This window comes from Embleya sp. NPDC056575 (genome assembly GCF_042793325.1).
GTDB lineage: Bacteria > Actinomycetota > Actinomycetes > Streptomycetales > Streptomycetaceae > Embleya.
This window is the reverse complement of the sequence record NZ_JBHTVA010000061.1, coordinates 1-26,516: the sequence shown is the minus strand read 5'-3', so window position 1 is coordinate 26,516 and position 26,516 is coordinate 1. Positions and strand designations below refer to the sequence as shown.

The 26,516-nt window shown below is 73.8% G+C and carries 23 protein-coding genes and 1 pseudogene; 15 read left to right on the top strand and 9 right to left on the bottom strand.

All coding sequences use genetic code 11. The features are described from left to right. Positions 1-169: 169 nt before the first annotated feature. Positions 170-1,504 (bottom strand): coenzyme F420-0:L-glutamate ligase, encoded by a 1,335-nt coding sequence (locus ACFRCG_RS36295; RefSeq protein ID WP_380039477.1) that lies wholly within the window; start codon positions 1,502-1,504, stop codon positions 170-172. Further along, positions 1,504-2,466, bottom strand: a complete 963-nt coding sequence (gene cofD / locus ACFRCG_RS36290) for a 2-phospho-L-lactate transferase (protein WP_379999931.1) — start codon at positions 2,464-2,466, stop codon at positions 1,504-1,506. Before cofD ends, ACFRCG_RS36295 begins: the two co-directional genes overlap by 1 nt. A 138-nt stretch (positions 2,467-2,604) precedes the next feature. Here cofD and ACFRCG_RS36285 point away from each other — a divergent pair, with 138 nt between their 5' ends. Further along, on the top strand, positions 2,605-3,600 hold the full coding sequence (locus ACFRCG_RS36285; RefSeq protein WP_380039475.1) for an NAD-dependent epimerase/dehydratase family protein: 996 nt from the start codon (positions 2,605-2,607) through the stop codon (positions 3,598-3,600). A gap of 36 nt (positions 3,601-3,636) precedes the next feature. Here ACFRCG_RS36285 and ACFRCG_RS36280 read toward each other — a convergent pair whose 3' ends face one another. Together ACFRCG_RS36280 and ACFRCG_RS36275 are read right to left on the bottom strand one after the other, a co-directional pair. After that, positions 3,637-4,755, bottom strand: coding sequence for a sensor histidine kinase (locus ACFRCG_RS36280; RefSeq protein ID WP_380039473.1), 1,119 nt, complete (start codon positions 4,753-4,755; stop codon positions 3,637-3,639). After that, the gene (locus tag ACFRCG_RS36275; RefSeq protein WP_380039471.1) at positions 4,752-5,444 is read right to left on the bottom strand and encodes a response regulator transcription factor; all 693 of its coding nucleotides are present in this window, start codon (positions 5,442-5,444) and stop codon (positions 4,752-4,754) included. The genes ACFRCG_RS36280 and ACFRCG_RS36275 overlap by 4 nt, the downstream gene beginning before the upstream one ends. Positions 5,445-5,721: 277 nt before the next feature. Here ACFRCG_RS36275 and ACFRCG_RS36270 point away from each other — a divergent pair, with 277 nt between their 5' ends. The 3 genes from ACFRCG_RS36270 to ACFRCG_RS36260 are packed head-to-tail and all read left to right on the top strand — an operon-like array spanning position 5,722 to position 7,708. Continuing rightward, positions 5,722-6,414, top strand: coding sequence for a glycosyltransferase family 2 protein (locus ACFRCG_RS36270; RefSeq protein ID WP_380039469.1), 693 nt, complete (start codon positions 5,722-5,724; stop codon positions 6,412-6,414). Beyond that, entirely contained in the window at positions 6,411-7,031 is a 621-nt protein-coding gene (locus ACFRCG_RS36265) for a DUF2064 domain-containing protein (protein ID WP_380039467.1), read from the top strand. The genes ACFRCG_RS36270 and ACFRCG_RS36265 overlap by 4 nt, the downstream gene beginning before the upstream one ends. Next, complete coding sequence (locus tag ACFRCG_RS36260) at positions 7,028-7,708, top strand: class I SAM-dependent methyltransferase (protein ID WP_380039465.1); 681 nt, start codon at positions 7,028-7,030, stop codon at positions 7,706-7,708. The genes ACFRCG_RS36265 and ACFRCG_RS36260 overlap by 4 nt, the downstream gene beginning before the upstream one ends. Positions 7,709-7,756: 48 nt before the next feature. On the opposite strand, the gene ACFRCG_RS36255 is transcribed toward ACFRCG_RS36260, so the two are convergent. Next, complete coding sequence (locus tag ACFRCG_RS36255) at positions 7,757-8,230, bottom strand: hypothetical protein (RefSeq protein WP_380039463.1); 474 nt, start codon at positions 8,228-8,230, stop codon at positions 7,757-7,759. Further along, on the bottom strand, positions 8,227-9,393 hold the full coding sequence (locus ACFRCG_RS36250; RefSeq protein WP_380039461.1) for a molybdopterin-dependent oxidoreductase: 1,167 nt from the start codon (positions 9,391-9,393) through the stop codon (positions 8,227-8,229). Before ACFRCG_RS36250 ends, ACFRCG_RS36255 begins: the two co-directional genes overlap by 4 nt. A 74-nt stretch (positions 9,394-9,467) precedes the next feature. Here ACFRCG_RS36250 and ACFRCG_RS36245 point away from each other — a divergent pair. Then, positions 9,468-10,664, top strand: a pseudogene (locus ACFRCG_RS36245) (glycosyltransferase 87 family protein); the annotation flags it as partial. A gap of 173 nt (positions 10,665-10,837) precedes the next feature. Here the strand turns inward: ACFRCG_RS36245 and ACFRCG_RS36240 are convergent. Then, positions 10,838-11,275, bottom strand: coding sequence for a rhodanese-like domain-containing protein (locus ACFRCG_RS36240; RefSeq protein ID WP_380039459.1), 438 nt, complete (start codon positions 11,273-11,275; stop codon positions 10,838-10,840). Next, on the bottom strand, positions 11,272-11,835 hold the full coding sequence (locus ACFRCG_RS36235; protein WP_380039457.1) for a cysteine dioxygenase: 564 nt from the start codon (positions 11,833-11,835) through the stop codon (positions 11,272-11,274). Before ACFRCG_RS36235 ends, ACFRCG_RS36240 begins: the two co-directional genes overlap by 4 nt. A 927-nt stretch (positions 11,836-12,762) precedes the next feature. Here ACFRCG_RS36235 and ACFRCG_RS36230 point away from each other — a divergent pair. The 3 genes from ACFRCG_RS36230 (at position 12,763) to ACFRCG_RS36220 (ending at position 18,371) form a co-directional block, all read left to right on the top strand. Next, on the top strand, positions 12,763-13,032 hold the full coding sequence (locus ACFRCG_RS36230; RefSeq protein WP_078976971.1) for a WhiB family transcriptional regulator: 270 nt from the start codon (positions 12,763-12,765) through the stop codon (positions 13,030-13,032). A gap of 132 nt (positions 13,033-13,164) precedes the next feature. After that, positions 13,165-16,905: a glycosyltransferase family 2 protein gene (locus ACFRCG_RS36225; RefSeq protein WP_380039455.1), complete on the top strand. Its 3,741-nt coding sequence runs from the start codon at positions 13,165-13,167 to the stop codon at positions 16,903-16,905. After that, complete coding sequence (locus tag ACFRCG_RS36220; protein ID WP_380039453.1) at positions 16,902-18,371, top strand: DUF5719 family protein; 1,470 nt, start codon at positions 16,902-16,904, stop codon at positions 18,369-18,371. The genes ACFRCG_RS36225 and ACFRCG_RS36220 overlap by 4 nt, the downstream gene beginning before the upstream one ends. Before the next feature lie 72 nt (positions 18,372-18,443). On the opposite strand, the gene ACFRCG_RS36215 is transcribed toward ACFRCG_RS36220, so the two are convergent. After that, positions 18,444-18,809 carry a metallopeptidase family protein gene (locus ACFRCG_RS36215; RefSeq protein WP_078976974.1) on the bottom strand — a complete coding sequence of 122 codons (366 nt, stop codon included), beginning with the start codon at positions 18,807-18,809 and terminating at the stop codon, positions 18,444-18,446. A 266-nt stretch (positions 18,810-19,075) separates the two neighbouring features. On the opposite strand from ACFRCG_RS36215, the gene ACFRCG_RS36210 reads away from it, so the two are divergent. The 7 genes from ACFRCG_RS36210 (at position 19,076) to ahcY (ending at position 26,359) form a co-directional block, all read left to right on the top strand. Next, positions 19,076-19,450 carry a DUF3499 domain-containing protein gene (locus tag ACFRCG_RS36210; protein ID WP_174861553.1) on the top strand — a complete coding sequence of 125 codons (375 nt, stop codon included), beginning with the start codon at positions 19,076-19,078 and terminating at the stop codon, positions 19,448-19,450. 106 nt (positions 19,451-19,556) lie between these two features. Continuing rightward, complete coding sequence (locus ACFRCG_RS36205; protein WP_380039451.1) at positions 19,557-20,927, top strand: phosphomannomutase/phosphoglucomutase; 1,371 nt, start codon at positions 19,557-19,559, stop codon at positions 20,925-20,927. Between the two features lie 103 nt (positions 20,928-21,030). Further along, the gene (locus tag ACFRCG_RS36200) at positions 21,031-21,216 is read left to right on the top strand and encodes a Trm112 family protein (RefSeq protein ID WP_380039449.1); all 186 of its coding nucleotides are present in this window, start codon (positions 21,031-21,033) and stop codon (positions 21,214-21,216) included. Continuing rightward, complete coding sequence (locus ACFRCG_RS36195) at positions 21,213-22,394, top strand: SIS domain-containing protein (protein WP_380039447.1); 1,182 nt, start codon at positions 21,213-21,215, stop codon at positions 22,392-22,394. Before ACFRCG_RS36200 ends, ACFRCG_RS36195 begins: the two co-directional genes overlap by 4 nt. Before the next feature lie 2 nt (positions 22,395-22,396). Beyond that, positions 22,397-23,635: a mannose-6-phosphate isomerase, class I gene (manA, locus tag ACFRCG_RS36190; protein ID WP_380039445.1), complete on the top strand. Its 1,239-nt coding sequence runs from the start codon at positions 22,397-22,399 to the stop codon at positions 23,633-23,635. Positions 23,636-23,771: 136 nt separating this feature from the next. After that, entirely contained in the window at positions 23,772-24,752 is a 981-nt protein-coding gene (locus ACFRCG_RS36185; RefSeq protein ID WP_380039443.1) for a cation diffusion facilitator family transporter, read from the top strand. Positions 24,753-24,910: 158 nt separating this feature from the next. Then, a complete protein-coding gene (ahcY, locus tag ACFRCG_RS36180) occupies positions 24,911-26,359 on the top strand; it encodes an adenosylhomocysteinase (RefSeq protein ID WP_380039441.1) in 1,449 nt (482 codons plus the stop codon). The last annotated feature ends 157 nt before the right edge of the window (positions 26,360-26,516 follow it).

Here is a 26,516-nt window from a genome sequence, read left to right as displayed (position 1 = left end):
GACACCGCCCTCGACCCGACGTCTGCGGCGGTGTGGGCCCGCCGATTCCGGGCCGGCAGCGCCGAGCGGTGACGCACCGCGGTGAACCATGACGAAAGGGTGGGCCCGTCGCGAGCCCACCCCTTCGTCACGTCCGGGCGTTGTGGCTAGGCCCTTGTCCGCGCCGCGCTCAGCGCACCACGATCACGTCGTCCACCGTGCGGGCCGGACGCTCCCGGGGCGGCTCGGCCGGCCGGCCCACCGCGACGGCGCCCATCGGGTCCCAGTCGGCGGGCAGCGCGAGCGTGGCGCGCACCACGTCCGGACAGAACATCGTCGAGGACACCCATGCGGAGCCCAGGCCCTCGGCGGTCAGCGCGATCAACAGATTCTGTACGGCGGCGCCCGCCGCGACGGTGAACATCTCCCGCTCGGCCCGCGAGCGCACCGGGTCGGGGTAGGCGTGCGCGCCGTCGGTGACCAGGCACGGCACCACCAGGTACGGCGCGTTGCGCAACACGTCGCCGCGCCCGACGCGCCGGGCGATCCGTTCCTCGTCCAGGCCGTCGGCGCGCAGATCCGCCACCCACCGGGAGCGCATCGCGTCGAGCAGGGTGGTCCGGGCCGGCGCGCTCTCCAGGAGCACGAAGCGCCACGGCACCGTGTGATGCGGCGCGGGCGCGGTGATCGCGGCGGCCACCGCGCGGCGCACCGCCTCCGGATCCACCGGATCGTCGGTGAAGGCGCGCACGGTACGTCGGGCGGTGATCGCGGTGCGGGCCCCCTCGGCGACCGCCTCGGCGGTACCGAGTCGGAACATGTCGTCCTCGGCGCCGCGCACCAGCGGGCGCACCCCGGCCCCGTCGGCCTCGGTGACCAGGTGCGCGAGGCCGCGCACCACCGCCACCGGGACGGCGCCGGCCTTGCCCTTGACCAGTTCGGCGGCGGCAGCGAGTTCGTCGACCACGGCGGTGATCGTCACCGCCAGCTCGTTGCCGTGCGTGTCGATCCGGCCCCGGTGGTCGTCGACCGCGGCCAGCCCGGCGACGCCGATCGCGACGTCGGTGACCCCGTTGCGCCACGGCCGGCCGAAGGTGTCCGACACCACGACGCCCACCCGCACGCCGACCCGCTCGGCAAGGGCGGCCCGCAACCGTCGGGCGGAGGCGTCCGAATCCTCGGGCAGCAACAACAGCGTGCCCGGCTCGGTGTTGGAGGCGTCCACGCCGGCCGCCGCCATCACGAAGCCGTGCCGGGTCTGCACGATCCGGGTCTGCCCCTTGCGGGCGACCAGGCGGACCGCCTCGGCGTCGATCACCTTCTCCCGATCGACCCCACGCAGCAGTCGCCCCTCGGCTTTGCTGAGGATCTTCGAGGTGACCACGAGCACGTCGCCGTCGCGCAGTCCGGGACCGTCGGGGCCGGTCGCCGCGTCCGCGATCAGCGCGGCCAGGTCGGCGCCTTCGCCGATCTCCGGCAGCCCGGACACGCCCAGGATCGAGTAGCCGCTCGGCGGGGCGCCCATCACCGCACCTCGTCCGCGAGCGCGAGCGCGGCCCGGGCCATCTCGGCGGTGGCCTCGACATCGCTCATCAACAGCGGGATGGCCCGGCACGGGATGCCGGCGGCCTCCACGCTCAGCACGGCCGCCGCGTCGGCGGTGTCCACGAGCCAGCCGTCGAGCAGACCGGGGCCGTAGTGCTGTGCGACCGCCGCCGCGCTCGTCTCCACGCCGACGGCCTCCAGGACCCGGTCGGCCATCCCGCGCACCGGGGCGCCCCCGATGATCGGCGACAGGCCGATCACCGGCGCCTCGGCGGCCACCAGCGCCTCCCGGATGCCGGGCACACCCAGGATGGTGCCGATGCTGACCACCGGATTCGACGGCGGGAACAGGATCAGGTCGGCCTCGGCGATCGCCTCCAACACGCCGGGCGCGGGCTTGGCGGTCTCGATCCCGACCGGCACGATCGCGTGCGCCGTCGGCGCGGCCCGCAGCCGCACCCAATACTCCTGGAAATGCACCGCCTTGCGGGTGCCGGGCTTGTCCGGATCATCGATCACCACGTGCGTCTCGACGCGGTCGTCGCTCATCGGGATCAGCCGCACCCCCGGCTGCCACCGCGCGCACAGCGCCTCGGTGACGGCCGACAGCGGATACCCGGCGCCGAGCATCTGGGTCCGCACGATGTGGGTCGCGTAGTCCCGGTCGCCGAGCCCGAACCAGGTCGGTTCGACCCCGTAGGCGGCCATCTCCTCGCGAATACTCCACGACTCGTCCCGACGCCCCCAGCCCTGCTCCTCGTTGATGCCGTCGCCGAGCGTGTACATGACGGTGTCGAGGTCCGGGCACACCTTCAGCCCGAACAGGTGGATGTCGTCCCCGGTATTGCCGACGACGGTGATCTCCGCTTCCGGAACGGCCGCCTTGAGCCCCCGAAGAAACCGAGCCCCGCCGATACCGCCGGCCAGTACAACGATGCGCATGAAACCAGTCTCGCAGCACCCGACACCCGAGCGCCGGGGTGGGCGAACCCGACGCGCCGGCACGGCAGGTCTTACGAACGGGTGACATCGGGGCGTGTGGGGGGATTCGGGGGCGCGGAGCGACTTAGTTTGGGCGGTATGAGGATCCTTGTCACCGGCGGAGCCGGGTTCATCGGGTCGCATGTCGTGGAGTGCCTGGTCGAGGCCGGGCACGAGGTGCGGGTCTTCGATCTGGTGTCCGTCCACGGTGTGGACCGCGTGGTCGGGGACGTGCGCGACGCGGACGCGGTGGCGCGGGCGCTGGTCGGTGTGGACGCGGTGTGTCATCAGGCGGCCAAGGTCGGGCTCGGGCTGGATCTGGGGGACGCGCCCGACTACGTGGGCTGCAACGACCTTGGCACCGCGGTGTTGTTGGCCGCCATGGGGCGCGCCGGTATCGGGCGTCTGGTGCTGGCCAGTTCGATGGTGGTCTACGGGGAGGGCATGGGGCGGTGCGCCGAGCACGGTGACGTGGTGCCCGGCGCACGGCCGATCGAGGCGTTGGAGGCGGGGCGCTTCGAGCCGCCGTGTCCGGTGTGCGGGATGGAGGTGACGCCGGGACGGATCTCCGAGGAGGCGGCGCCCGACCCGCGCAACGTCTACGCCGCGACCAAGCTGGCCCAAGAGCACCTGGCCGGCGCGTGGGCCCGGAGCACCGGCGGGGTGGCCACCGCCCTGCGCTATCACAACGTCTACGGCCCGAGGATGCCGCTGGACACCCCGTACGCGGGCGTGGCCGCGATCTTCCGCTCGATGCTGCGCGCGGGGTTGCCGCCTCGGGTGTACGAAGACGGCGGCCAGCGGCGCGACTTCGTGCACGTACGGGACGTGGCCACGGCCAACCTGGCCGCCTTCGAGCGGTCGGCGCCCGGTCTGCGGGCGTACAACGTGGCCACCGGCGTGCCGCGCACGGTGGGCGAGATGGCCCTGGCCCTGGCGGCCGCGCACGCGGGTCCGACGCCGATCACCACCGCGGAGTATCGACTGGGCGACGTACGCCACATCACCGCCTCCGCGGCTCGACTGGAGGCCGAACTCGGCTGGCGCGCCGAGATCGAATTCGCGGACGGCATGGCCCAATTCGCCCATGTGTGAGCGACCCACCGGCCGGGGCGCGGAGCACCGCCGCCCTCACCCCGCCGGCAGGCGCACCTCGAAGCGGCAGCCCGTGCCCGTGTTGGCGACCGCGACCCGGCCCGCGTGGGCTTCGACGATGCCGCGGACGATGGCCAGGCCCAGACCCGCGCCGCCGGCCGGGGACGGGGTGCGGGCGTGGGTGCCGCGCCAGCCCGTGTCGAACACACGCGGCAGGTCCTCCTCCGGGATGCCGCCGCACGCGTCGGTGACCGAGACCACCACCTCGCCGGCGGCCGTGCGCACGCCGACCGCCACCGTGCCGTCCGACGGGGTGTGCCGGATCGCGTTGACCAGAAGGTTCGTCAAAGCCCTGGACATCTCCCGGCCGTCCACCCGCACCGGCACCGCGGCCATGTCCTCGCCCGCCACCCGGACCGCGCGGGACCGGGCCAACTCCTCGGTGCCCGCCATCGCGTCCGCCACCAGGTCGTAGAGCGAGACCCGGGCCGGGGACAACTTCAGCGCGCCCGCCTGGATCCGGGACAGCTCGAACAGGTCGTCCACCATGCCGCTGAGCCGATCCACCTCGGTGCGGATCCGCCGGTGATAGCGCGCCGGGTCCTCCGGCAGGCCGTCCTCCAGCGCCTCCGCCATCGCCCGCAGGCCCGCCAGCGGGGTGCGCAGATCGTGCGAGATCCACGCGATCAACTCGCGGCGCGCGTGCTCGACCGCGCGCTCGCGGGCGCGCGACTCGGCCAGCTGTACCCCGGCGCGCTCCAACTCGCGGCCCAGCTCGGCCAGTTCGGCCACCGCCGAGACCTGCCGCGGCGGCGCGGGCGGGGGCGGCCCGCCGCCGAGCGCCCGAGCGGTCCCGCGCAGCGCCCGTACGTCGGCCACCACCGGGCGGCCCAGCACCATCGCCACGCCGATCGCCAGCACCGCCGACACCGCGCAGACCACCATCACCACGGTCAGGTCGTGCGAGGACAACAACATCGCCTGCGAGACGCCGACGGTGCCCGCTGCCATGCCGGCTATCGTCACCACCGACATCGCGGCGAGCGCGATCGACAACGAGCGGTTGCGCAACCCCCGCAGGCCGAGCAGCCCGATCAGCGTGACGCCCAGGCCGCTGCCCGCCGCGATCAGGCAGATCAGGGCGAAATCCCTCACCGGCACCCGGGTTCGACCTCCAAGCGGTATCCCACGCCCCACACGGTCACCAGGAGCCGGGGCGCGGCAGGGTCGTCCTCGATCTTCTCCCGCAGGCGCCGTACGTGCACGGTCACCGTGGACTGGTCGCCGAACTCCCACCCCCACACCCGGCGCATCAACTCCTCCCGGGTGAAGGCCCGGCCCGGCGCCGCCAGGAAGAAGCAGAGCAGGTCGAACTCGCGTGCGGTGAGCGAGAGTTCGCGGCCGGCGCGGAACACCCGGTGGGCGCGCACGTCCACCTCGACGTCGGCGTGTCGAAGCACCGACGGCACCGCCGCCGCGACCGGCCCCGCGACGCGGCGCAGCACCGACCGCACCCGCAGGACCAACTCGCGCGGGCTGAACGGCTTGGTGACGTAGTCGTCCGCGCCGACCTCCAGACCCAGCACCCGATCGCCCTCGTCGCCCAGCGCGGTCAGCATCACCACCGGGATCGGACCGCGCTCGCGCAGCCGCCGGCATACGTCGAGGCCGTCCATGCCCGGCAACATCAGGTCGAGCACCACCAGGTCCGGCGGGTCGGCGGCGGCCAGGTCGAGGGCGGACGGTCCGTCGGCGGCGTGCGCGGTGTGGAACCCCGCGCGTTCGAGATAGCCGACGACGACCTCGGCCACGGTCGGGTCGTCGTCGACGACGAGCACCTTCATGCCGGCGAGTGTAGGTGCGCGAAGGTGGACGATTCCGGCGCGGGTCGGATCCGTAAGCGGCCCGTAACCCACACGGCCGTATCGACGCGACGTCAGTACTTCGTAAGCACGTCATGCCTGGGTACGAGGCGCACGCATACCTAGCGTGAGCCGCATGGACGCCTCTTCAGCACATGCCGTGGAGCAATCCGCGGCCCCTTTCGCGGCGCGATCCGCCGAGCCGGCCGCCACGCACTCCGCGGCCCGTTCCACATCCCACTCCACAGCGCCATCCACGATGCACTCGGCGGCGCCCTTTGCCGCCCACGCCGTGGACGTGGTGTTGCCCTGTCTCGACGAGGCCCGCGCGCTGCCCTGGGTGCTCGCGCGGATGCCGGCCGGATATCGCCCCCTCGTGGTGGACAACGGCTCGCGCGACGGCTCGGCCGACCTGGCCCGCTCGCTGGGCGCCGAGGTGGTGGTCGAGCAGCGGCGCGGCTTCGGCGCCGCCTGCCACGCGGGGCTGCTCGCCGCGACCGCGCCGATCGTCTGCTTCTGCGACTGCGACGCGTCCCTCGACCCCGCCCAACTGCCCGAGGTCGTGGACCCCGTACGCGCCGGCGACGCGGACCTGGTGCTCGGCCGCCGCCGCCCGCAGAGCCTCGGCGCCTGGCCGATCCACGCCCGCCTCGCCAACGCGGTGCTCGCCCGCCGACTGCGCGGCCGCACCGGCGCCCGCCTGCACGACCTGGGACCGATGCGCGCCGCCCGGCGCGCCGACCTGCTCGCCCTCGACGTCCGCGACCGGCGCTCCGGCTACCCGCTGGAGACGGTGGTCCGCGCCGCCGACGCCCGCTGGCGGATCGCCGAGGTCGACGTGCTCTACCACCCGCGCACGGGCCGCTCCAAGGTCACCGGCACGGTACGCGGCACGGTCACGGCCGTGCGCGACATGAGCGCGGTGCTGGTCCGCCCCGGGCGGCCCGCATGACCACGCTGCTCGTGATCGCCAAGGCCCCCGTCCCGGGCCGGGTCAAGACCCGGCTGACCCCGCCGCTGACCCCCGACCAGGCCGCCGCGGTGGCCGAGGCCGCGCTCGCCGACACGCTCGCGGCGGTGCTGGCCACGCCCGCCCGCCGCCGCGTCCTGGTGCTCGCGGGCGCGCCGGGACCGTGGTTGCCGCCCGGCTTCGAGGTGCGCCCGCAGCACGGCGGCGGCCTCGACCTGCGCCTCGCCGCCGCGTTCGCCGGCTGTACCGGGCCGACCCTGCTGGTCGGCATGGACACCCCGCAGATCACCCCCGACCTGCTGGGCGTGGACTGGTCGGCCGCCGACGCGTGGTTCGGCCCGGCCACAGACGGCGGATTCTGGGCCATCGGCATGCGCCGGCCGGATCCCTCGGTCTTCCCCGGCGTGCCGATGTCGGTGCCCGAGACCGGCGCGGTACAGCGCGCCCGACTGCTCGCCGCCGGCCTGACCGTGCGCGACCTGCCCACCCTGACCGACATCGACACGGCCGACGACCTGGCCGCCGTCACCCGCGACATCCCCGGCACACACTGCGCCGGCGTGGCCCGCGCGCTGCTCGGCGACGGGGTGTACGCATGACCCTGGTCCACGAACCGACGCCCGGGACGAACGCCGCGACCGATCCGTACGCGGCCGCCGCCGATCCCTACGCGGTCGCGCTCCGCGAGGGCGGCGCGCTCTACCTGCGCCGGCACGGCGGTCGGCGGCAACGCCTCGAACTGGCCCGCTGGTGCGCCGAGCCGGACGCCGCCGACGACACCCTGTTGACCCGCTGTACCGGCCCCACCCTCGACGTCGGCTGCGGCCCGGGCCGGCTGGCCGCCGCGCTGACCCGGCGCGGGGTGGCCGCGCTCGGCGTGGACCCGGTACCGGCCGCGGTGGCCCGCAGCCGAGCCGCCGGCGCGAGTGCGCTGTGCCGCTCGGTGTTCGAGCCGCTGCCGGGGGAGGGCCGCTGGGCGGTCGCGCTGCTCGCCGACGGCAACATCGGCATCGGCGGCGACCCGGCCCGGCTGCTCGACCGTATGCACACCCTGCTGGCCCCGGGCGGCCTGCTCCTGGTCGAGACCGACCCCCAGGACGTCCACGAACGTTTCGCGGCCCGGGTCGAGAACGCGGGCGGCGGCCACGGCGGCGCCTTCCGCTGGGCCAGGATCGGCACCCCCTCCCTCCGCCGCCTCGCCCCCGCCCACGCGTTCACCCCGACCGAGACCTGGACCCACACGAACCGCGCGTTCGCCGCCCTGCGCCGGCACTGATCCGGGGCCGGGCCCGCCCGCGCGCCGCCGAGCCGCACCCGCCCCCGCTCAGCCGCGCCCCCGCCCCCGCGCGTACCGCCACCCCACCACCAGCGCCGTCCCCGCCACCACCACGCCCCACACGATCGCCAGCCCGTCCGCGTAGTCCAGCGGCAACACCGACGGATTCTGCGTGGGCAGCGGCCGCAACAGCGCCGGCAGCGCGATCAGCGTGCCCGCCACGCCCACCGCGAGCCCGCCGAGCACCGTCCGGCGCACCCACGCGGGTGGCCCCGGCCGCATCCGCATCACCAGCGCGCCGACCACGAAGACCACCACCGCGAACACCGCGTCGTGCAGCAGCAATCCACCGACCAGCCACTTCGCCAGACCCACCCGATCGCGCAGGAACGGGTCGTCGCGGACCCCGACCACACCCCACCCGATCCCGGCCAGGCCCACCGCCCCGAGCACGAGGCGAACGATCGTGACCGCCCGCCCCGTACGCGGCGCGACCGGCGGCGGCTCGAACGCCGTACTCATCGCACCACCTCCATCCTGGCGACCCACTTCGTCTGCAACACACCCGGCCGGTTCGGTGCGATGATCCGCGCGGGATACCCGTGATCCTCGGCCAGCGGAGCGCCGTTGAGCATCAGCGCCAGCAGGGTCAGCGGATCGTCGGTCCACTCGCCCGGCATGTCCATCACCGAGTACGGACTGAACCGCTCGTGCGAGAACACCCGCAGCCGATCCCCCGGAGCCGCGCCCGCCCGCTCCAGCAGATCCCGGATCCGCACCCCCGACCAGTGCGCCGACGCGCTCCAGCCCTCGACACACGTGATCGGCAACACGGACCGACTCTGCGGCATCGCCAACAACTCCGCCCGGGACAGCGCGAACGGCCGCGGCCCGGCCACCTCCAGCCGCCACCCGGGATCACGCACCGCCGCGAACACGCCCGCCGCGGCCGCCGTCCGGTTCACCGGCAGCCCCTGCGGGCCCAGGTCCGCCCGCCGCGGCGCCAGCACCGACACCCGCCCCAGCGGCGTCACGGTCTGCCCCACCGTGGCCAGCGTGACCACACCCACCCCCGCGCCGAGCACGGTCAACAACCCGCGCCGCGACGGCCCCTGCGGATCCGCCGGCGCCCCGCGCGGCCGGCGCCAATGCGCCACGATCAGCGGCAACTTCACCGCCACGTGCAGCGTGATCGCACCCGCCGCCACCCACGCGATCCAGTAGTGCGCCGGCACGAACGGGAACGGCCACGGATACCACTGGACGACGTTCAACAACCCGGTGCCCAGCTCGAAGATCGCCGCCATCATCAACACCGCGACGGACAACCGCTCCAGGGCGTGCAGCACCGACCGCGCCGGCGGCCAGGCGAACAGATGCGGATACACCACCCACAACTTCACCAGGAGCAACGGCACCGCGGCGATCCCGGTCGCCACGTGCAGCCCCTGGGTGACCCGATACCCCCACACCGGTCGCGCGGGCAACGCGAGCCAGTGCGGCTGATGTTGCAGCACATGGCTGAACACCCCGGTCAGGAAGCAGACCAGGAAGGCCGGACCGAGCAACCGGCCCACCACCACGGCCGTGCGCGGATCGTGCAGCGTGTCACGGAAGGCCCCGGCCCGGAACGGACCCCGCCGCAACACGGCGGGCGGCTCCGGCAGGCGGATGTCGAGCTTCATGGGACCAGCCAACGCGCAAAACCCGCCGCCGGCCCCCATTGACCGCCTTACGGAGTGCTGACGGTCGGCCCGGGATGCCCCGAAAACGGCCCGCCCGCCGACAGACTCGCCGCATGCCACCGAGCCCGCCGCCCACGACCACGGGCGAGACCACGCCCACGCGCACACCCGCCACTCCCGGCCCCGCGACCACGATCGCCGCCGCCGGCACCGGGCTCGCCCTCGCGGCCGCCGTCGGCTGTGCGGTGTACGGGCCGTGGACACACCCCGGCAACATCGGCGTGTTCGTGGTCTACGGCGTCGCCTGGACGCTGTTCGCCCTCGGCGCCCACCTCGTGCGCCGGCTTCCCGTGCGCCGCGCGGTGCCGCTGATCCTGCTCGGCGCGGTGGCGCTGCCCTTCCTCGCGACCGGCGCCGAACCGCGCACCAGCGACGACGCCTACCGCTACGCCTTCGACGGCCGGGTCCAGGCGGCGGGCCACTCGCCCTACCCGCACACCCCCGCCGACCCCGAGGTGGCCCGCTACCGCGACGACTGGCTGTTCCCGAAGGGCGAGTGCTCCGGGTGGTTCCGGCACCCGCTGCCGGACGGCGGCTGCACCCGGATCAACCGACCCGAGGTGCACACCATCTACCCACCCGTGGCCGAGGCCTACTACCTGCTCGTGCACCTGGCCACCCCGCCCGGCGGGCACGAACCGGTCCAGGCCGCCGCCGCGTCGCTCGCCGTCGCGGTCACCGTGACCCTGCTCCTGGTGCTGCGCCGCTTCGGGCGCGACCCCAGGAACGCCGTGTGGTGGGCGTGGTGTCCCATGGTCGCGCTCGAAGCGGGCAACAACGCGCACGTGGACGTGCTCGGCGTACTGCTCATGGTGCTCGGCCTGGCCGCGGTCGCCGGCCGCCGGCCGATCCTGGGCGGCGTACTGCTCGGCGGCGCGGTCGCGACCAAGATGTTCCCCGCCGCGGCCCTGCCCGCCGGGCTGCGCCGCGCCCCGGTGCGGCTGCTCGGCGCGGCCGGGCTCACCGTCGTGCTGGTCTACCTGCCGCACGTGCTCGCCGCCGGGCACGCGGTGCTCGGCTACCTGCCCGGCTACCTGGCCGAGGAACGCTACGACGACGGCGCCCGGTTCGGCCTGCTCGGCCTGGTGCTGCCGGTGGAGGCCGCCCCGTACGCCGCCGTCGTCGTGCTGCTCGCCCTCACCGCCGCGGTGATCGCCCGCACCGACCCCGACCGGCCCTGGCACGGCGCGCTCACCCTCACCGGCGGCATGTTGTTCGTACTCACCCCGGCCTACCCCTGGTACGCGCTGCTCGTGGTCGCGCTCGTGGCCCTGGACGGCCGGCGGTGGGAGTGGCTGGCGCTCGGCCCGGCCGGCTACGCGCTCTACCTCACCTGGGGCCTGGACCTGTCCCCGGACCAGGTCCGCGCCACCCACCAGATCGGCTACGGCGTGGCGTTGCTCGTCGTACTCGCCGCCGCGCTCGTGCGCCGCCCGCGACCGGCGGACGGCACCACGGGCAGCCCCGCCGCCTTCCACGCCTGGAAACCGCCGATCAGGTCGGTCGCCCCGGACAGCCCCAGGTCCACCAGGGAGGCGGCGGCCAGGCTCGACGCGTAGCCCTCGTCGCAGAACACCACCACGCGCACGTCCCAGCCGGCCGCCTCGGGCACCCGGGCCGTGCCCTCGGGATCGAGCCGCCACTCCAGATGGTTGCGCTCGATCACCAACGCGCCGGGGATCGCGCCGTCGGCGTCGCGCTGGAAGTCGGGGCGGGTGTCCACCAGGATCGCCCCGTCGTGGAACGCGGCGTGCGCCTGCTCGGGGCTCACCCGCACGAGCCGGGCCCGGGCCAGGTCCAGGAGTCGGTCGACGGCGCTCACCACTGCTCTCCCGAACGCTCGACGCCGACCCGACGCAGCGGCGCGAAGCTCGGTCGGGCGATGTCCTCGGCCGCGTCGTAGAGGTTCATCGACGCCAGGCGCGGGCTGTACACGTGCACGCTGACCGCGGGCTCGGTGCCCATGTTGGTCACCTCGTGCACGTAGGTCGGCCCGAATACGCGGGTCGCGCCCGGGGCGAGCACCCGCTCGCGGGCGCCGGCCCGACGCAGCGGGGTCACCACGAGCGAGCGCTCGTGCAACTCGCCGGAGACCACGGTGAACACGCCGGACGAGCCGCCGTGGTCGTGCAGACCGGTGCCCTGGCCGGGCAGCCAGCTGAGCAGCCACACCTCCAGGTCCTCGGTCGCGGCGAGCCGCTTGTACCAGCGGGTGATCGGGTCGAAGCGGACCTGGTCGAGTTCGGCGGCGACCAGGCCGGCATGCTGCCGGGCGAGCGCGGCGAGCCGGGCGACGGCGGGGCGCACCGGCGGAGCCACGGGGAGGGCGAGTACGGCGGGGGCGGCGAGGGGATCGCCGGCGACGGTGATGTCGCTGGACATAAGGGGGAGTCCTTCGGGATGTCTGCGCGAAATCTCACGCGCGGCGGATCTGGCGAACGCGGCGGATCGAAAACGAACACGCGAGCGGCAGACGGCGACCCGAACGGACAATCGACCGAATCGAACGGTCGTGTCGATAAAGGGGGAAAGGGGAGAAGCCCCTTCAATGAGTGCCGCCGCTTGCGCGGAGGACTGCCGAAATGGCGTCCTCAGGCGTTACAGCCGGTACAACAGCTGTACACGTGGTCACACGGCGGACACAGCGCACAGAAGACCCGACGGGCGTCGACAGGACGACTCCGGAACAGGCTGCAGCGTGCGGACATGGGAAAAGGACACCGTCTGGGGGGTGGCCCTGTCAACTCGCCGCGGTCCGCCGCGCCCCCTCGGTCCCCGATTCGGGTGACCGGGGTCGCGGGCACGGGTGAACCGGGGCCGTGGACAAGACTGGGTACGGGTCGCCGGCGCGGACGGCCCGAGGCGGCGAACTCGGCCGACCGCTGGCCGATTCGGGTGAGGAATCCGGGGAAGGGATTGAAGCTCGCGGGGCACGGGGAGGCCCATTTTCGTGTGACCTCGGTCATCATCGCGGTTTTCCGGTCCCGCCCGGGAACTGCGTGGATGGTGCGAGGCGTAGTCCCTTGTAGAGGTCATCACGGGTTGGCATCGAATGGCGCCGCGCCTCCCGCCGGTACGCTCCCCGCCCGGAACGTCGAGGCGATTGCGCGGCACAACAGGTTGTCCGGATGTGTCCATTTATGTGGTCAATCCGGATTGTTGTGGTCCCGGGGAGTGAATCCCCGCCCTAATAGCAGAGCCCGGCTTGACGTCGCAGCAACGACGCGCTTGTAATTTCACACACGTCGTGAACCGTTACCGGTAACGGCTTAATCACGGGGACGCAAAAACGGGTCGAGGAGGCACGCGATGGGCGAGCTGTTCCAGCTACTGGTCGCCGACGGCGAGAGTGAGGAGGAGGAGTTCGGTTGGCAGGAGCGCGCCCTGTGCGCCCAGACCGACCCCGAGTCCTTCTTTCCCGAGAAGGGCGGCTCGACGCGGGAGGCCAAGAAGGTCTGCCTGGCGTGCGAGGTGCGCGACGAGTGCCTGGAATACGCGCTGGCCAACGACGAACGCTTCGGGATCTGGGGAGGACTGTCCGAGCGCGAGCGGCGCCGGCTCAAGAAGGCGGCCGTCTGACGGTCGTCGGTTCGGGCCCGCGCCCGATCCGGGTGGGGCCGAGGTGCCCGTCGCGTAGTGTGTGGGCCGTTCGGCCGGATGCCGGACCGCTGGTACCACGCCGCTACGAGCCCCCCGGGGTCCCCGCACTCGATGTCACTTTTCAGCCATCAGTCGGCATACGCGCAAGCTCCGGCTTTCCCACGGCACATCGTCACCGCGATCCTCGTCGCCCATGACGGGGCCCGCTGGCTGCCCCGCACACTGACCGGCCTGCTCGGTCAGGAGCGCCCGGTCCAGCGCGTCGTCGCGGTCGACACCGGCAGCACCGACGCCTCGGCGGGTCTGCTGGAGGACGCCCTCGGCCGGGACTCGGTGCTGCACACCGAGCGACGGACCGCGTTCGGCGCCGCCGTGAGCGAGGCCCTGCGCGCCGCGCCGCACCTCGACCCCGCGTCCCTGCCGTACCGCACCGACACGTACGACGTGTCGGATCCGTACGGCGACACCGACGAGGACCGCCCGCCGAGGTCGACCGAACCGGTCGAGTGGCTGTGGCTCCTCCACGACGACAGCGAACCCGCCCCCGACGCCCTGCACCTGCTGCTGCGCGCCGCCGACGAACTGCCCTCGGTGGCCATGCTCGGCCCCAAGGTGCGCAGCTGGTACGACCGCAGGCAACTGCTCGAGGTCGGCACCACGCTCACCGGCAGCGGCCGACGCTGGACCGGCCTGGAGCGCCGCGAGCAGGACCAGGGCCAACACGACGCGATCCGCGGCGTGCTCTCCGTCTCCAGCGCCGGCCTGCTGGTGCGCCGCGACGTGTGGGAGAGCCTGGGCGGCTTCGACCCGCGCCTGCCGCTCTCGCGCGACGACACCGACTTCGGCTGGCGCGTCAACGCCGCCGGGCACCGCGTGGTCGTGGTCCCGGACGCGGTGGTCCAGCACGCCGAGGCGGCCACGCGCGAGCGCCGGCCGATCGACGTCGCCGCCAACCGCCCGCACCGCGTGGACCGCGCGGGTGCCGCCTTCACGCTGCTCGCGAACACCACCGGCGCCGGCTGGCCGCTGCTGTGGTTCCGCCTGCTGTTCGGCGGCCTGTTCCGCAGCCTGGGCTACCTGCTCGGCAAGCTGCCCGGCATGGCGCTGGACGAACTGCTCGGCACCGTCTCGGTGTTGCTCCGCCCCGCCGGCTTCCTGTCCGCGCGGCGGGCCAGGGCCCGCACCCGCACCATGTCCGACAAGGACCTGGGCGACCTGTTCCCCAGCCGCGCGGCCACCGTGCGGCACGCCGCCGAGGGCCTGATCGGCAACCTGCGGCGCAGCGAGGAACCGGAGAACCGGTCCGGCCGGCACAGCAGCGCCGAGTCGGGCCCGGTCGACGAGGACGCCGAGTCGCTCGACACGGAGAACTTCGTCAAGCTGCGCATGCTGATGCGCCGCCCCGGCCTCTCGCTCGCCGTCGCGCTCACCCTGATCACGCTGTTCGCCGCCCGCGATCTGCTCTCCGGCGGCAGCCTGTTCGGCGGCGCCCTGCTGCCCGCGCCGGAGGGCGCGTCGGACCTGTGGGACCGCTACGCCGACACCTGGCACGGCGTCGGCTTCGGCGAGGCGGCCAGTGCGCCGCCCTACGTCGGCGCGCTGGCCGCGTTCGCCACGCTGCTGTTCGGCAAGGCGGGCACGGCGGTGGCGGTACTGCTGATCGGCAGCGTCCCGCTGGCCGGGATGAGCGCCTACCTGTGCTCACGCCGCCTGGTGTCCGCACCGGGCGTGCGGGTGTGGGGGGCGTCCGCGTACGCACTGACCCCCGTCGCCACCGGCGCGATCGCCGGCGGCCGGATCGGCACCGCCGTCGCCCTCGTCCTGGCCCCCGTGCTCGCGCGCGGCGCGGCCCAGGTGCTCGGCGCGGGCGACCTCAAGGCGTCCATGCGCGCGGCCTGGGCCACCGGCCTGGTGCTCGCCGTCGTCGCCGCGTTCACCCCGCTGCTCTGGCTCGCCACCGCGCTGCTCGCGCTGATCGCCGTCGGGGTCTGCTTCGCCGGGCTGCTCGGCCCGCGTCCGGGCATCGGCCTGCTGCTGCGGGTCGGCGTGGTGCTGGGCACCCCGCTCGTACTGCTCGGCCCGTGGACCCTGGCCCTCGCGGGCAAGCCGGCGCTGTTCCTGAGCGAGCCCGGCCTGGCCGGCGACGCGCTGGCCGAGAAGGGCACCAGCCCGGTCGGCCTGCTGCTGCTCGACCCGGGCGGCCCCGGCACACTGCCGATCTGGCTCACCGGCGCCCTGCTGGTCGCCGCGCTGGCCGCGCTGTTGCGCGACTCGCGTCGGGCCGCGGTGCTCGGCGCGTGGGCGGTGGCCCTGGTCGGCCTGCTGCTCGCGGTCGTGGTCAGCCACGCCGAGATCACCGTCGAGGCGACCGGCGCCAAGGTGCCCGCGTGGCCCGGCGCGGCCGTCGTGGTGATCGCGCTGGGCTATGTGACCGCGGCGATGGTCGGCGCCGAGGACGCCCGCACCCGGGTCGCGGCCGGCAGCTTCGGCTGGCGCCAGCCCACCGCGGTGGTGCTGGCCGTGGTCGCCGGCGCCGCCCCGCTCCTGGCCGCCGGGACCTGGCTGTGGAAGGGCGCCGACGGCCCGCTGGAGCGGCGCGACCCGGTCGTGGTGCCCGCGTTCGTGGCCGAGGAGGCCACCGGCGAGCGCCACCCGCGCACCCTCGTGCTCACCTCGCCCGAACCGGGCAACGTCAGCTACACGATCGTGCGCGGCGCGGGTCCGGCGCTCGGCGACGCCGAGACGGCACCCAAGGCGTCCACCTACCGGCAATTCAACACCTTCCTGGGCAAGTTGATCGCCGGCGGCGGTGGCGCGGACGCGAGCATGCTGGCTCCGTACGGCATCGAGTTCATCCAGCTCAAGCCGCCGGTGGGCAGCGAGTTGACCGCCCGGCTCGACGGCACCCCCGGCCTGGCCCGGGTCGGCGCCACCCAGGGCGCCACGCTCTGGCGGCTGCAATACCCGGTCGGCCGGGCGCTGATCGTCGACCCCGACGGCAAGGCCAAGGCCCTGCCGACCACCCGCGAGGGCGTGTCCACCCGGATCGAGGCGGGCCCCCAGGGCCGGATCCTGCGGCTCGCCGAACGCGCCGACTCCGGCTGGCAGGCCACCCAGGGCGGGAGGAAGCTCACCGCCCGCACGCTGGACGGCTGGGCCCAGGGCTTCGAACTGCGCCCCGAGGCCGGCCGGCTCGAACTCACCCACTCCTCGGGCGGACACGGCATCTGGCTGCTCGTGCAGGGCGTGCTCGTGTTCGTCGTGTTCGTCATGGCGCTGCCCGCCCGCCGGCGCGGCACCGACGACGACCTCCCCGAGGCCGCCGCGGCGCCGGTCGCGGCCGGCGAGGGCGGCGGGAGGCGCGGCCGACGCAAGGCCGAGCCGGCCGAGCCGGTCGAGGTGCCGGAGGCGGTGCCGGTCGCGGTGGCCGCCGACGGGCTCGACGCGTACGGGTTCCCCGAACAGCGCACCGACCCGGCCGAGGCGCCGGTGCCGGTCGAGGCCTGGCAGGGCACGCCCTACGACGGCACCACGACGCCGGCGTACGAGCAGTACCCGCAGCAGGACTACGGGCAGCAGTACCAGGGCTATCCGGACTACCAGGGGTACCAGTACGACCAGCAGGCCCAGGGCATGCCCGCCCAGGGCTCGCCGGACGGCTCGGACGCGGCGGGCTCCTTCGGCTGGGCCGGGCAACCACAACAGCAGCCCGCCTACGACGAGTACGGCAACCCGCTGCCCCCGCGGCAGTACGACCCGACCGCCTACCAGGACCCGGCCGCCGGCCGGCCGCCCGAGCCGCGCTCGGGTGACGATCCGTGGCCGCCGTCCCCGCAGGGAGACCGCCCGTGAAGCGCACCACCCTCTCCCTCGCCGCCGTCGTCGCGCTGCTGGCCGTCGTCGTCGGCCTGGCGGTCGTGACCCGCCCGACCGAGAGCAAGGCCGCGCCGCCGCCCGCGGCGCCGCGGGTGCCGGTGCAGCAGGCCGAGGTGTCCTGCCCGTTCGTGCGCCAGCTGCCCGGCAGCTCGACCGCGGTCTCCGCACTCGCCCCGCCCGCCCGGGCCGGGGCCGGCGGCGGCGAGGCGAACGTCGTCGAACTCGGCGACCGGACCAAGGTGCGCACCAAGGTCGAGGCGCCGGGCAAGCTCGCGAGCATCGGCGTGGACAACACCGACGTGCCGCCGCTCCTGGGCACCGCCTCGGGCGCGTTCGCCCCGGGCTTCGGCGCGGGCGCGGTCACCCGGGTGCCCAGCAACGCCGGCCGCGGGCTGGCCGGGCTCACCTGCGAGGCGTCCACCACCGACCGCTGGTTCGTCGGCGCCGCCACGACGGAGAACCGGGAGGCGTACCTGTACCTGTCCAACAGCAGGGACACCCCCGCCGTCGTCGACGTGGAACTGTTCGGGCGCAACGGCCCGATCGAGTCCGAGGCCGGCCGCGGCATGTCGCTGGCCCCCGGCGCCTCGACGGCGATCCTGCTGCGCACGCTCAACCCGAGCGCGATCGAGCCCGGCCTGGCGGTGCACGTCATCGCGCGCTCCGGGCGGGTCGGCGCGGCGATCCGGGACCAGGAGGGGGCGGTCGGCACCGACTGGCTGCCCTCGTCCGGTGCCCCGAGCCGCAACCTGGTGATCACCGGCCTGCCCGCGATCACCGGCGACGCCGGCAACGTGCAGCTGATGCTGTTCTCGCCGAGCGGGGAGAGCACCGACGTGCAACTGTCCGTCGCGGGCAAGGTGAACACCTTCAAGCCGGTCGAGCACGAGACCACCGAGGTCAAGGGCAACAAGCTGACCGTCTTCGACCTCGGCCCGGTCAATCGCGGCGACGCGGGCGCGCTCCGGCTGGTCTCCGGCCGCGCGGACATCATCGCCGGCGTCCGGGTGGTGCAGGGCGGCGGCACCGACGCGGAGGTGGCGTTCCTGAGCGCCACCCCGGAGCTGACCGGTCGCGCGGTGATCGCGGAGAACCGCACCGGCGGCGCGGTCGCCACGACCGTCACGCTCACCGCGCCCAAGGGCCCGGCCAAGGTCAAGCTCACCGCGTTCGGCGACAAGGGCGACCCGGTCTCCGCCGACGTGGAGGTACCCGCCGGCACCACCGTCCAGGTCAACGCCCCGGCCCCGGCCGGCGCCACGCGGTTCGCCCTGGTCGCCGAACCGCAACCCGGCTCGCAGCCGGTGCACCTGGCCCGCACGGTCACCGAGACGATGAACAAGACCGCCGCGTTCACGGTGCAGCCCTTCGTGCCCGGCGTGGAGACCGTGGTGGTGCCCAACGCCCGCCAGGACCTGTCCCTGCTGGTCCCGCAGCGGTAGCCGCACGCTCGCGAAACGACGAAGGCCCGGGCCCCTCCTGCGGGGGCCCGGGCCTTCGTGGTTCCGGCTCGCTCAGTCGTCGGGGTCGATGGTGTCCGGATCCATCCCCAACAGGTCCGCGACCTGCTCCACCAGCACGTCGTTGACCAGCATCTCCAGCTCGGCCCGACCCTCCGCGCGCAGCTCCAGCGGGCGCCGGTACAGGATGATCGTGGCGGGCACGGCCTTGGTCGCCGGCACCAGCCGGCCCAGCGCCACCGCCTCGTCGCCGTTCACCGCCGTCTCGGCCTCGGGCACGTCCAGGACCGCGAAGCGGACCTCCTCCAATTGCGGCCAGCGCTTGGCGAGCCGTTCCACGACATCGGCGGCGAGGTCGTCGAACCGCTGCGCGCGGGTCAGCGCGATCGGCACGGGGGGTGGGGCGAGCGGGCCGCGCATGCCGCGGCCGTGCCGGTCGCGCCGACTGCGACGGCGCGAGTCGCGCTCGCGGGGGGAAGAGGGGACCGAGTGCTCGTTGTGCACGGCACGAGCTTAGGGCCTGGGCGCCCGATCCGGACCGGTGCGCGCCGCTCCGTCGAAGGACGTCGCGGACCGCCCCGAACGGGTGTCCCCATGCCGCCGACATCCTGTGAGGAGCGACACGTGAGTCACACCGCACCCGGATACCACGCGGGTTCGGCCCGCTTGCGGTACCGTCCATCGTCGTGAGCCCTGTACGTCGCTGTTCGCGGACCGCCTGCGGCCGAACCGCAGTCGCCACGTTGACGTACGTCTACGCCGACTCCACGGCCGTCCTGGGCCCTCTCGCGACCTACGCCGAGCCCCATTGCTACGACCTGTGCGCCGAGCACTCGGAGCGGCTGACCGCGCCGCGCGGCTGGGATGTCGTGCGCCTGGCGCCGGATCCGAGCGCGGGCAAGCCCAGCAGCGACGACCTGGAGGCGCTGGCCAACGCGGTGCGCGAGGCCGCCCGCCCGCCGCAGCCCCCGCAGCCCGCGCCCGAGCCGCCGGATCGCGACGGCCGTCCCGAGACCGGCCGCCGGGGCCACTTGCGCGTTCTGCGCTCACCCGAGAGCTGACCGCCGGCCGATAGGGTCTGAGGCGTCGTCCGCGGGGCAGGGGTCGACGGACAACAGCCAACACCGCGGCGAATCGGGACCGCGGTCGAGCGAGTGGAGTCTTCGGGTGCGCGACCTCTCCCAGATCGTGAAGGCGTACGACGTGCGGGGCGTGGTCCCGGACCAGCTGGACGCCGACACCGCGCGGGCACTGGGCGCGGCGTTCGTCCGGGTCACCGGGGCCGCGGCGATCGTGGTCGGCCGGGACATGCGGCCCTCCTCGCCCGAGTTGTCCGGCGCGTTCGCCGAGGGCGCCGCGGCCCAGGGCGCCGACGTCACGCTGATCGGGCTGGCCTCCACCGACGAGCTGTACTTCGCCAGCGGCAGCCTGGACCTTCCCGGCGCGATGTTCACCGCGAGCCACAACCCCGCGCAGTACAACGGCATCAAGATGTGCCGCGCCGGCGCCGCGCCGATCGGCCAGGACAGCGGCCTCGCCGACATCCGCGCGCTCGCCGAGGCCGGCGTGCCCGACTTCGCCGGCACCCCGGGCACGATCGGCGAGCACGACGTGCTCGCCGACTACGCCGCGCACCTGCTCGGCCTGGTCGACCTGACCGGCATCCGGCCGTTGAAGGTGGTCGTGGACGCGGGCAACGGCATGGGCGGGCACACCGTGCCGACCGTGCTCGGCGCCGCGAGCGGGCTGCCGCTGGAGATCGTCCCGCTCTACTTCGAGCTGGACGGCTCCTTCCCCAACCACGAGGCGAACCCGCTGGACCCGAAGAACCTGGTCGACCTCCAGGCGAAGGTCCGCGAGAGCGGCGCCGACCTGGGCCTGGCCTTCGACGGCGACGCCGACCGCTGCTTCGTGGTCGACGAGCACGGCGACCCGGTGTCCCCCTCGGCGGTGACCGCGCTGGTCGCGGTCCGCGAGATCGCCCGGGCGAAGGCCAACGGCGAGGCGAAGCCGATCGTCATCCACAACCTGATCACCTCCCGCGCGGTGCCCGAGATCGTCGCCGAGCACGGCGGCGAGGCGGTGCGCACCCGGGTGGGCCACTCGTTCATCAAGGGCGAGATGGCCAAGACCGGCGCGATCTTCGGCGGCGAGCACTCGGCGCACTACTACTTCCGCGACTTCTGGCGGGCCGACACCGGGATGCTCGCCGCGATCCACGTGCTCGCCGCGCTCGGTGGCCAGGACCGCCCGCTGTCCGAGTTCGCGAGCGAGTACGACCGCTACCCGGCCTCCGGCGAGATCAACAGCGAGGTGCTCGACCAGGCGGCGGCGACCGCGCGGGTCCGGGCCGCGTTCGCGGGCCGGCCCGGGGTCGCCGTGGACGACCTGGACGGGATGACCGTGGTCGCCGACCGCTGGTGGTTCAACCTGCGCGCGTCCAACACCGAGCCGCTGCTGCGGCTGAACGTCGAGGCGGACGACGAGCCGACCATGATCGCGATCCGCGACGAGGTGCTGGCACTCGTCCGGGACTGACCGGTCGGCTCGGTAAGGTGATGGGTTCAATCGGACGACTGCCGCACCGGATCCGGACGAACAGCCACGAACGGTACGAACAGTCGGAAATGTGGGAGATGTCGTGAATCTGGAACCGTCGCAGGTGGCGATCCTGACGTGCCCGGTCTGCCACGCCTCGCTGCACCGGGACGGGGACGCCGCGCTGGCCTGCGACAACTCCTCCTGCGGGCTGGTGTACCCCGTCGTCGACGACATCCCGGTACTGCTCGTGGACGAGGCTCGCCGGTCGGGCACCGATCGGGCATGAACATCCTCGACGAGGCCCTGCTGGACGACCAGGACGGCATCGCCCGGGCCGATACGGCGCAGACCCTGCGGGCGCTGGCCGGCGCCGGCGCCCAGGTCCGCCGGGCCGTGCACGCCGCGCGCGAGGCGCTGCCCGCCGCGATCGCGCCCCGGGACCGGCCGCGCACGGTGATCCTGTCCGCGCCCGCGTACGGGCCGCTCGGCCATGCGCTGCGCGCGGTCGTCGGCGCCGACGCGGCGCTGCCGGTGATCCTCGGCGCGGGCGGCACGCTGCCCGGCTGGGCCGGTCCGATGGACCTCGTGTTGACGGCCGGGCGCGGTGACGAGCCGGGCCTGATCGACCTCGCCGGCCAGGCCTACCGGCGCGGCTGCCAGACGGTCGCGGCCACGCCCGGCGGATCGGCTCTGGACGCCGCCGTACAGCAGAGCCGGGGCGTGGTGGTCCGGGTCCCCGTCGACGCCGGCTCCGTGGGCGCGGCCGGCTACGCCGACGAGACCGTGTTCGCCGCGCAGACCGCGTTCTGGCCGCTGTTCACCGCGCTGCTCGCGATCACCGGCGCGTGCGGCGCGAGCGCGTTCACCCCCGGCGAGGGCCTGGCGAGCGTGGACGCGATGGCCGACCGCCTCGACGAGACGAGCACCCGCTGCCGGCCCGCCGCCGAGGCGTACCTCAATCCCGCCAAGGGCCTGGCCGGCGCGATCGCCGGCACCATCCCGGTCGTGTGGGGCGCGGGCACCGTGGCGGGCGTGGCCGCCGAGCGCTTCGCCACCATGCTCACCGGCGTGGCCGCCGCACCCGCGCTGTCCGGCCCGCTGCCGATCGCCGGCCGCTACATGGACCGGGTCTTCCAGGCGGGCGAGGCCGGTGCCGCCGACGACCCCGACGACTTCTTCCGCGACCGGGTGGACGAGCCCGACCCGGTGCGGATGTACCCGGTGCTGCTCGTCGACCACGACGACCCGGCCGCCGCCGCGCCCGTCGACCACGCCCGCCGCACCCTGGGCGCGCTGGGCCGGGCGGCCGTCGGCGAGGTCGGCGCCCGCGGCGGCAGCCCCGTCGAGCGGCTGGCCGAGCTGATCGCCGTCACCGACTTCGCGGCCGTCTATCTGGCCCTGGGCACCGGCGTGGGTCCCGCCGCGCCGGGGCTTTTCCCCTGGACCGAAGGTGGTCCCCGCTAGCCATGGACCGCCTTCTCAACCGGATCCGCGCCAACGCGTGGGGTTCGCTCACGGCCATCCCCGAACTGCTCGGCGTCGCCCCCACGGGCGAGCCGCAGGCCGAGCTGTGGATGGGCGCCCACCCGGGCGCGCCGTCCGAGGTCGATCGCGGCTCCGGGGCCCGCTCGCTGGTCGAACTGATCGCCGCGGACCCGGCCGGCGAGCTGGGCCCGGACACCGCCGCCCGGTTCGGCCCGCGCCTGCCGTTCCTGCTCAAGGTGCTGGCCGCCGAGGAGCCGCTGTCGCTCCAGGTGCACCCCGACGCGGTCCAGGCCCGGCAGGGCTTCGCCGAGGAGGAGGCGCGCGGCGTCCCGATCGACGCGCCGCACCGCAACTACCGCGACTCCAGCCACAAACCGGAGATGATCTGCGCGCTCGGCGACTTCGAGGGCCTGGTCGGCTACCGCGAGATCGCCGAGACGCTGAAGCTGCTCGATGCCCTCGACGTGCCCGAACTGGCCCCGTTCGCCCGGGCGTTGCGCAATCCGGACGAGGAGGCGGCGCTACGCGCGGCGACCACGCACGTGTTGATGCTGCCCGAGCGCCTGCGCACCACGGTGGTGGACGCGGTCGCCGCGGCCTGTCGCCGACTGGCCGCGAACGGCTCGCCCTACGCGGAGGCGTGCGCCGCGGTCGCCGGTCTGGCCGAGCGCCACCCGGGCGATCCCGGTGTCGCGGTGGCGCTGCTGCTCAACCACATCCGGCTGCGCGAGGGCGAGGCGGTCTTCCTCGCGGCCGGCATGCCGCACTCCTACCTGCACGGGGTGGTGGTCGAGATCCTGGCCAACTCCGACAACGTGCTGCGCTGCGGCCTGACCGACAAGCACATCGACGTCGGCGAGCTGCTGCGGATCATGGCCTTCCGGGCCGGACCGGTGGAGATCCTGGGCCCCGAGCCGAGCGCGGGGCACCCGGGCGAGGAGGTCTACACGACTCCCGTGGCCGACTTCCGCCTGTCCCGGCTGCCCGCGGGACCCGGCCTCGGACCGCATTTTCTGGACACCGCCGGCCCGCAGATCCTGCTGTGCGTACGCGGCTCCGCCACCGTGCGACAAGAGCGCGAGCCGGGAGGCGCGGCCGGTACGACGCTCGACCTGGCGCGCGGCCGGTCGGTGTACATCCGTGCGGGCGAACCCCGCGTCGCGGTCACCGTCGACGGCGCCGACGGCCTGGTCTTCCGGGCGACCGTGCCCTGCCGCTGAGCGCCGCCGGCCGAGCGCGGCCGGGTGCACTTACCGCAAGTCTGCCGGGGTAGACGCCGGCCCGATGGCACACTGATCGCCGACACGGGCGGCCGGTGACGGCGGCGGTGGTCAACCAACGGGCGGGAGTCGATCGATGAGTGCGGGCGGCGGTACCAAGGCGGTCGTGGCGGCACTGGCCGCGAACCTGGGGATCGCGGTGGCCAAATTCGTGGCCTTCGCCTTCACCCGGTCCTCGTCCATGCTGGCCGAGGGCGTGCACTCGCTGGCCGATTCCGGCAACCAGGTGCTGCTCCTGGTGGGCGGCAAACGCGCGGAACGCGACGCCACCCCCGAGCACCCGTTCGGCTACGGCCGCGAGCGCTACATCTACGGCTTCCTGGTCTCCATCGTGCTGTTCTCCGTCGGTGGCATGTTCGCCATCTACGAGGGCTACGAGAAGATCGCCCACCCGCACGAGTTGAAGAGCTGGTACTGGGCGGTCGGCGTACTGGTGTTCTCCATCGTCCTGGAGGGCTTCTCCTTCCGGACCGCGATCAAGGAGTCCAACCACCACCGGGGCTCGCTGACCTGGGCGCAGTTCATCCGCCGGGCCAAGTCGCCGGAACTGCCGATCGTGCTCCTGGAGGACTTCGGCGCGCTGATCGGCCTGCTCCTCGCACTCGGCGGCGTCGGCCTGGCGGTGGCCACCGACGACGGTGTCTGGGACGGCATCGGGACGCTGTGCATCGGCGTGCTGCTCGTGCTGATCGCGATCGTTTTGGCCCTGGAGACCCGCAGCCTGCTGCTCGGCGAGGCGGCCGGGATCGAGACGGTCCGCGAGATCGAGGCGGCGATCGTGGCCGGCCCCGACGTCGAGCGGCTGATCCACATGCGCACGCTGCACCTCGGCCCGGAGGAACTGCTGGTCGCGGCCAAGATCGCGGTGCGCCACGAGGACACGGCGGCCGACGTGGCCCGGGCGATCGACGCCGCCGAGGCCCGCATCCGCGCCGCCGTCCCGATCGCCCGAGCGATCTACCTGGAACCGGACATATACCGGGCCGACGAGGCCGCCCGCGGCGCCGATCCCGAGGCGACACCTGGCGGAAAGTACCCGCACACGCCAACCGGATGAGGTGTTAACGTCGTTGGCGCACAACGACAGTCGCTGCAGAGGGCGGTCGGGTCTCGGGCCCGTAGGCACAGAAGTGTCCGACTGGATGGCACGTCATCGGCGCCCCCGGCACCGGTGTGTCTCCAGTCCCATCCACCCCCCTGCAGAAGGATCGAAACATGGCTTCGCAGCTCGACGGCGACTTCAAGGTCGCCGACCTCTCCCTTGCCGCGTTCGGCCGCAAGGAGATCACCCTCGCCGAGCACGAGATGCCCGGTCTGATGGCGATTCGGCGTGAGTTCGCCGCGGCCCGGCCGCTGGCCGGCGCGCGGATCATGGGTTCGCTGCACATGACCGTGCAGACCGCCGTGCTGATCGAGACGCTGACCGCGCTCGGCGCCGAGGTGCGCTGGGTCTCCTGCAACATCTACTCCACCCAGGACCACGCCGCCGCGGCGGTCGCGGTGGGCCCCGAGGGCACCCCCGAGGACCCGCGCGGCGTGCCGGTCTACGCCTGGAAGGGCGAGACCCTGGAGGAGTACTGGTGGTGCACCGAGCAGGCGCTGAACTGGCCCGGGCACGACGGTCCGAACATGATCCTCGACGACGGCGGCGACGCCACGATGCTCGTACACAAGGGCGTCGAGTTCGAGAAGGCCGGCGCCGTCCCGGACGCGACCGCCGACGACTCCGAGGAGTACACGGTCTTCCTGGCGCTGCTGCGCGCCAACCTGGCCGCGAACCCCGGCAAGTGGACCGCGATGGCCCCCGGCATCAAGGGCGTCACCGAGGAGACCACCACCGGTGTGCACCGCCTGTACGAGATGTTCCGGGAGGGCTCGCTGCTCTTCCCGGCGATCAACGTCAACGACTCGGTCACCAAGAGCAAGTTCGACAACAAGTACGGCGTGCGCCACTCGCTGATCGACGGCATCAACCGCGCCACCGACGTCCTGATCGGCGGCAAGGTCGCGGTCGTCTGCGGCTACGGCGACGTCGGCAAGGGCTCCGCCGAGTCGCTGCGCGGCCAGGGCGCCCGGGTGATCGTCACCGAGGTCGACCCGATCTGCGCGCTCCAGGCGGCGATGGACGGCTACCAGGTCACCACGCTGGACGAGGTGGTCGAGATCGCCGACATCTTCATCACCACCACCGGCAACCGCGACATCATCATGGCGTCCGACATGCGGCGGATGAAGCACCAGGCGATCGTCGGCAACATCGGCCACTTCGACAACGAGATCGACATGGCCGGCCTGGCCAGGATCCCGGGCATCGTCAAGGACGAGGTCAAGCCGCAGGTGCACACCTGGACCTTCCCCGACGGCAAGACGCTGATCGTGCTGTCCGAGGGCCGCCTGCTCAACCTGGGCAACGCGACCGGTCACCCGAGCTTCGTGATGTCGAACAGCTTCACGAACCAGACCATCGCCCAGATCGAGCTGTTCACCAAGCCCGAGGAATACCCGATCGGCGTGTACGTGCTGCCCAAGCACCTCGACGAGAAGGTCGCGCGCCTGCACCTGGACGCGCTCGGCGTGAAGCTCACCACCCTCACCGAGAGCCAGGCCGCCTACATCGGCGTGCAGGTCGACGGCCCGTACAAGCCGGACGCGTACCGGTACTGATCCCCACCGGGTCGACCCGCTCGACCGATCGGTGCGGTGACGCGCCGATTCGTCGACGCGGTTCGGCATACTCGCCCGTCCCACGGACAGACGGACGGACGGACAACGGATCGGCGGTGGGGGGGGGGGGGCGGCCCCGCCGCGCCGGTTTCGGCCG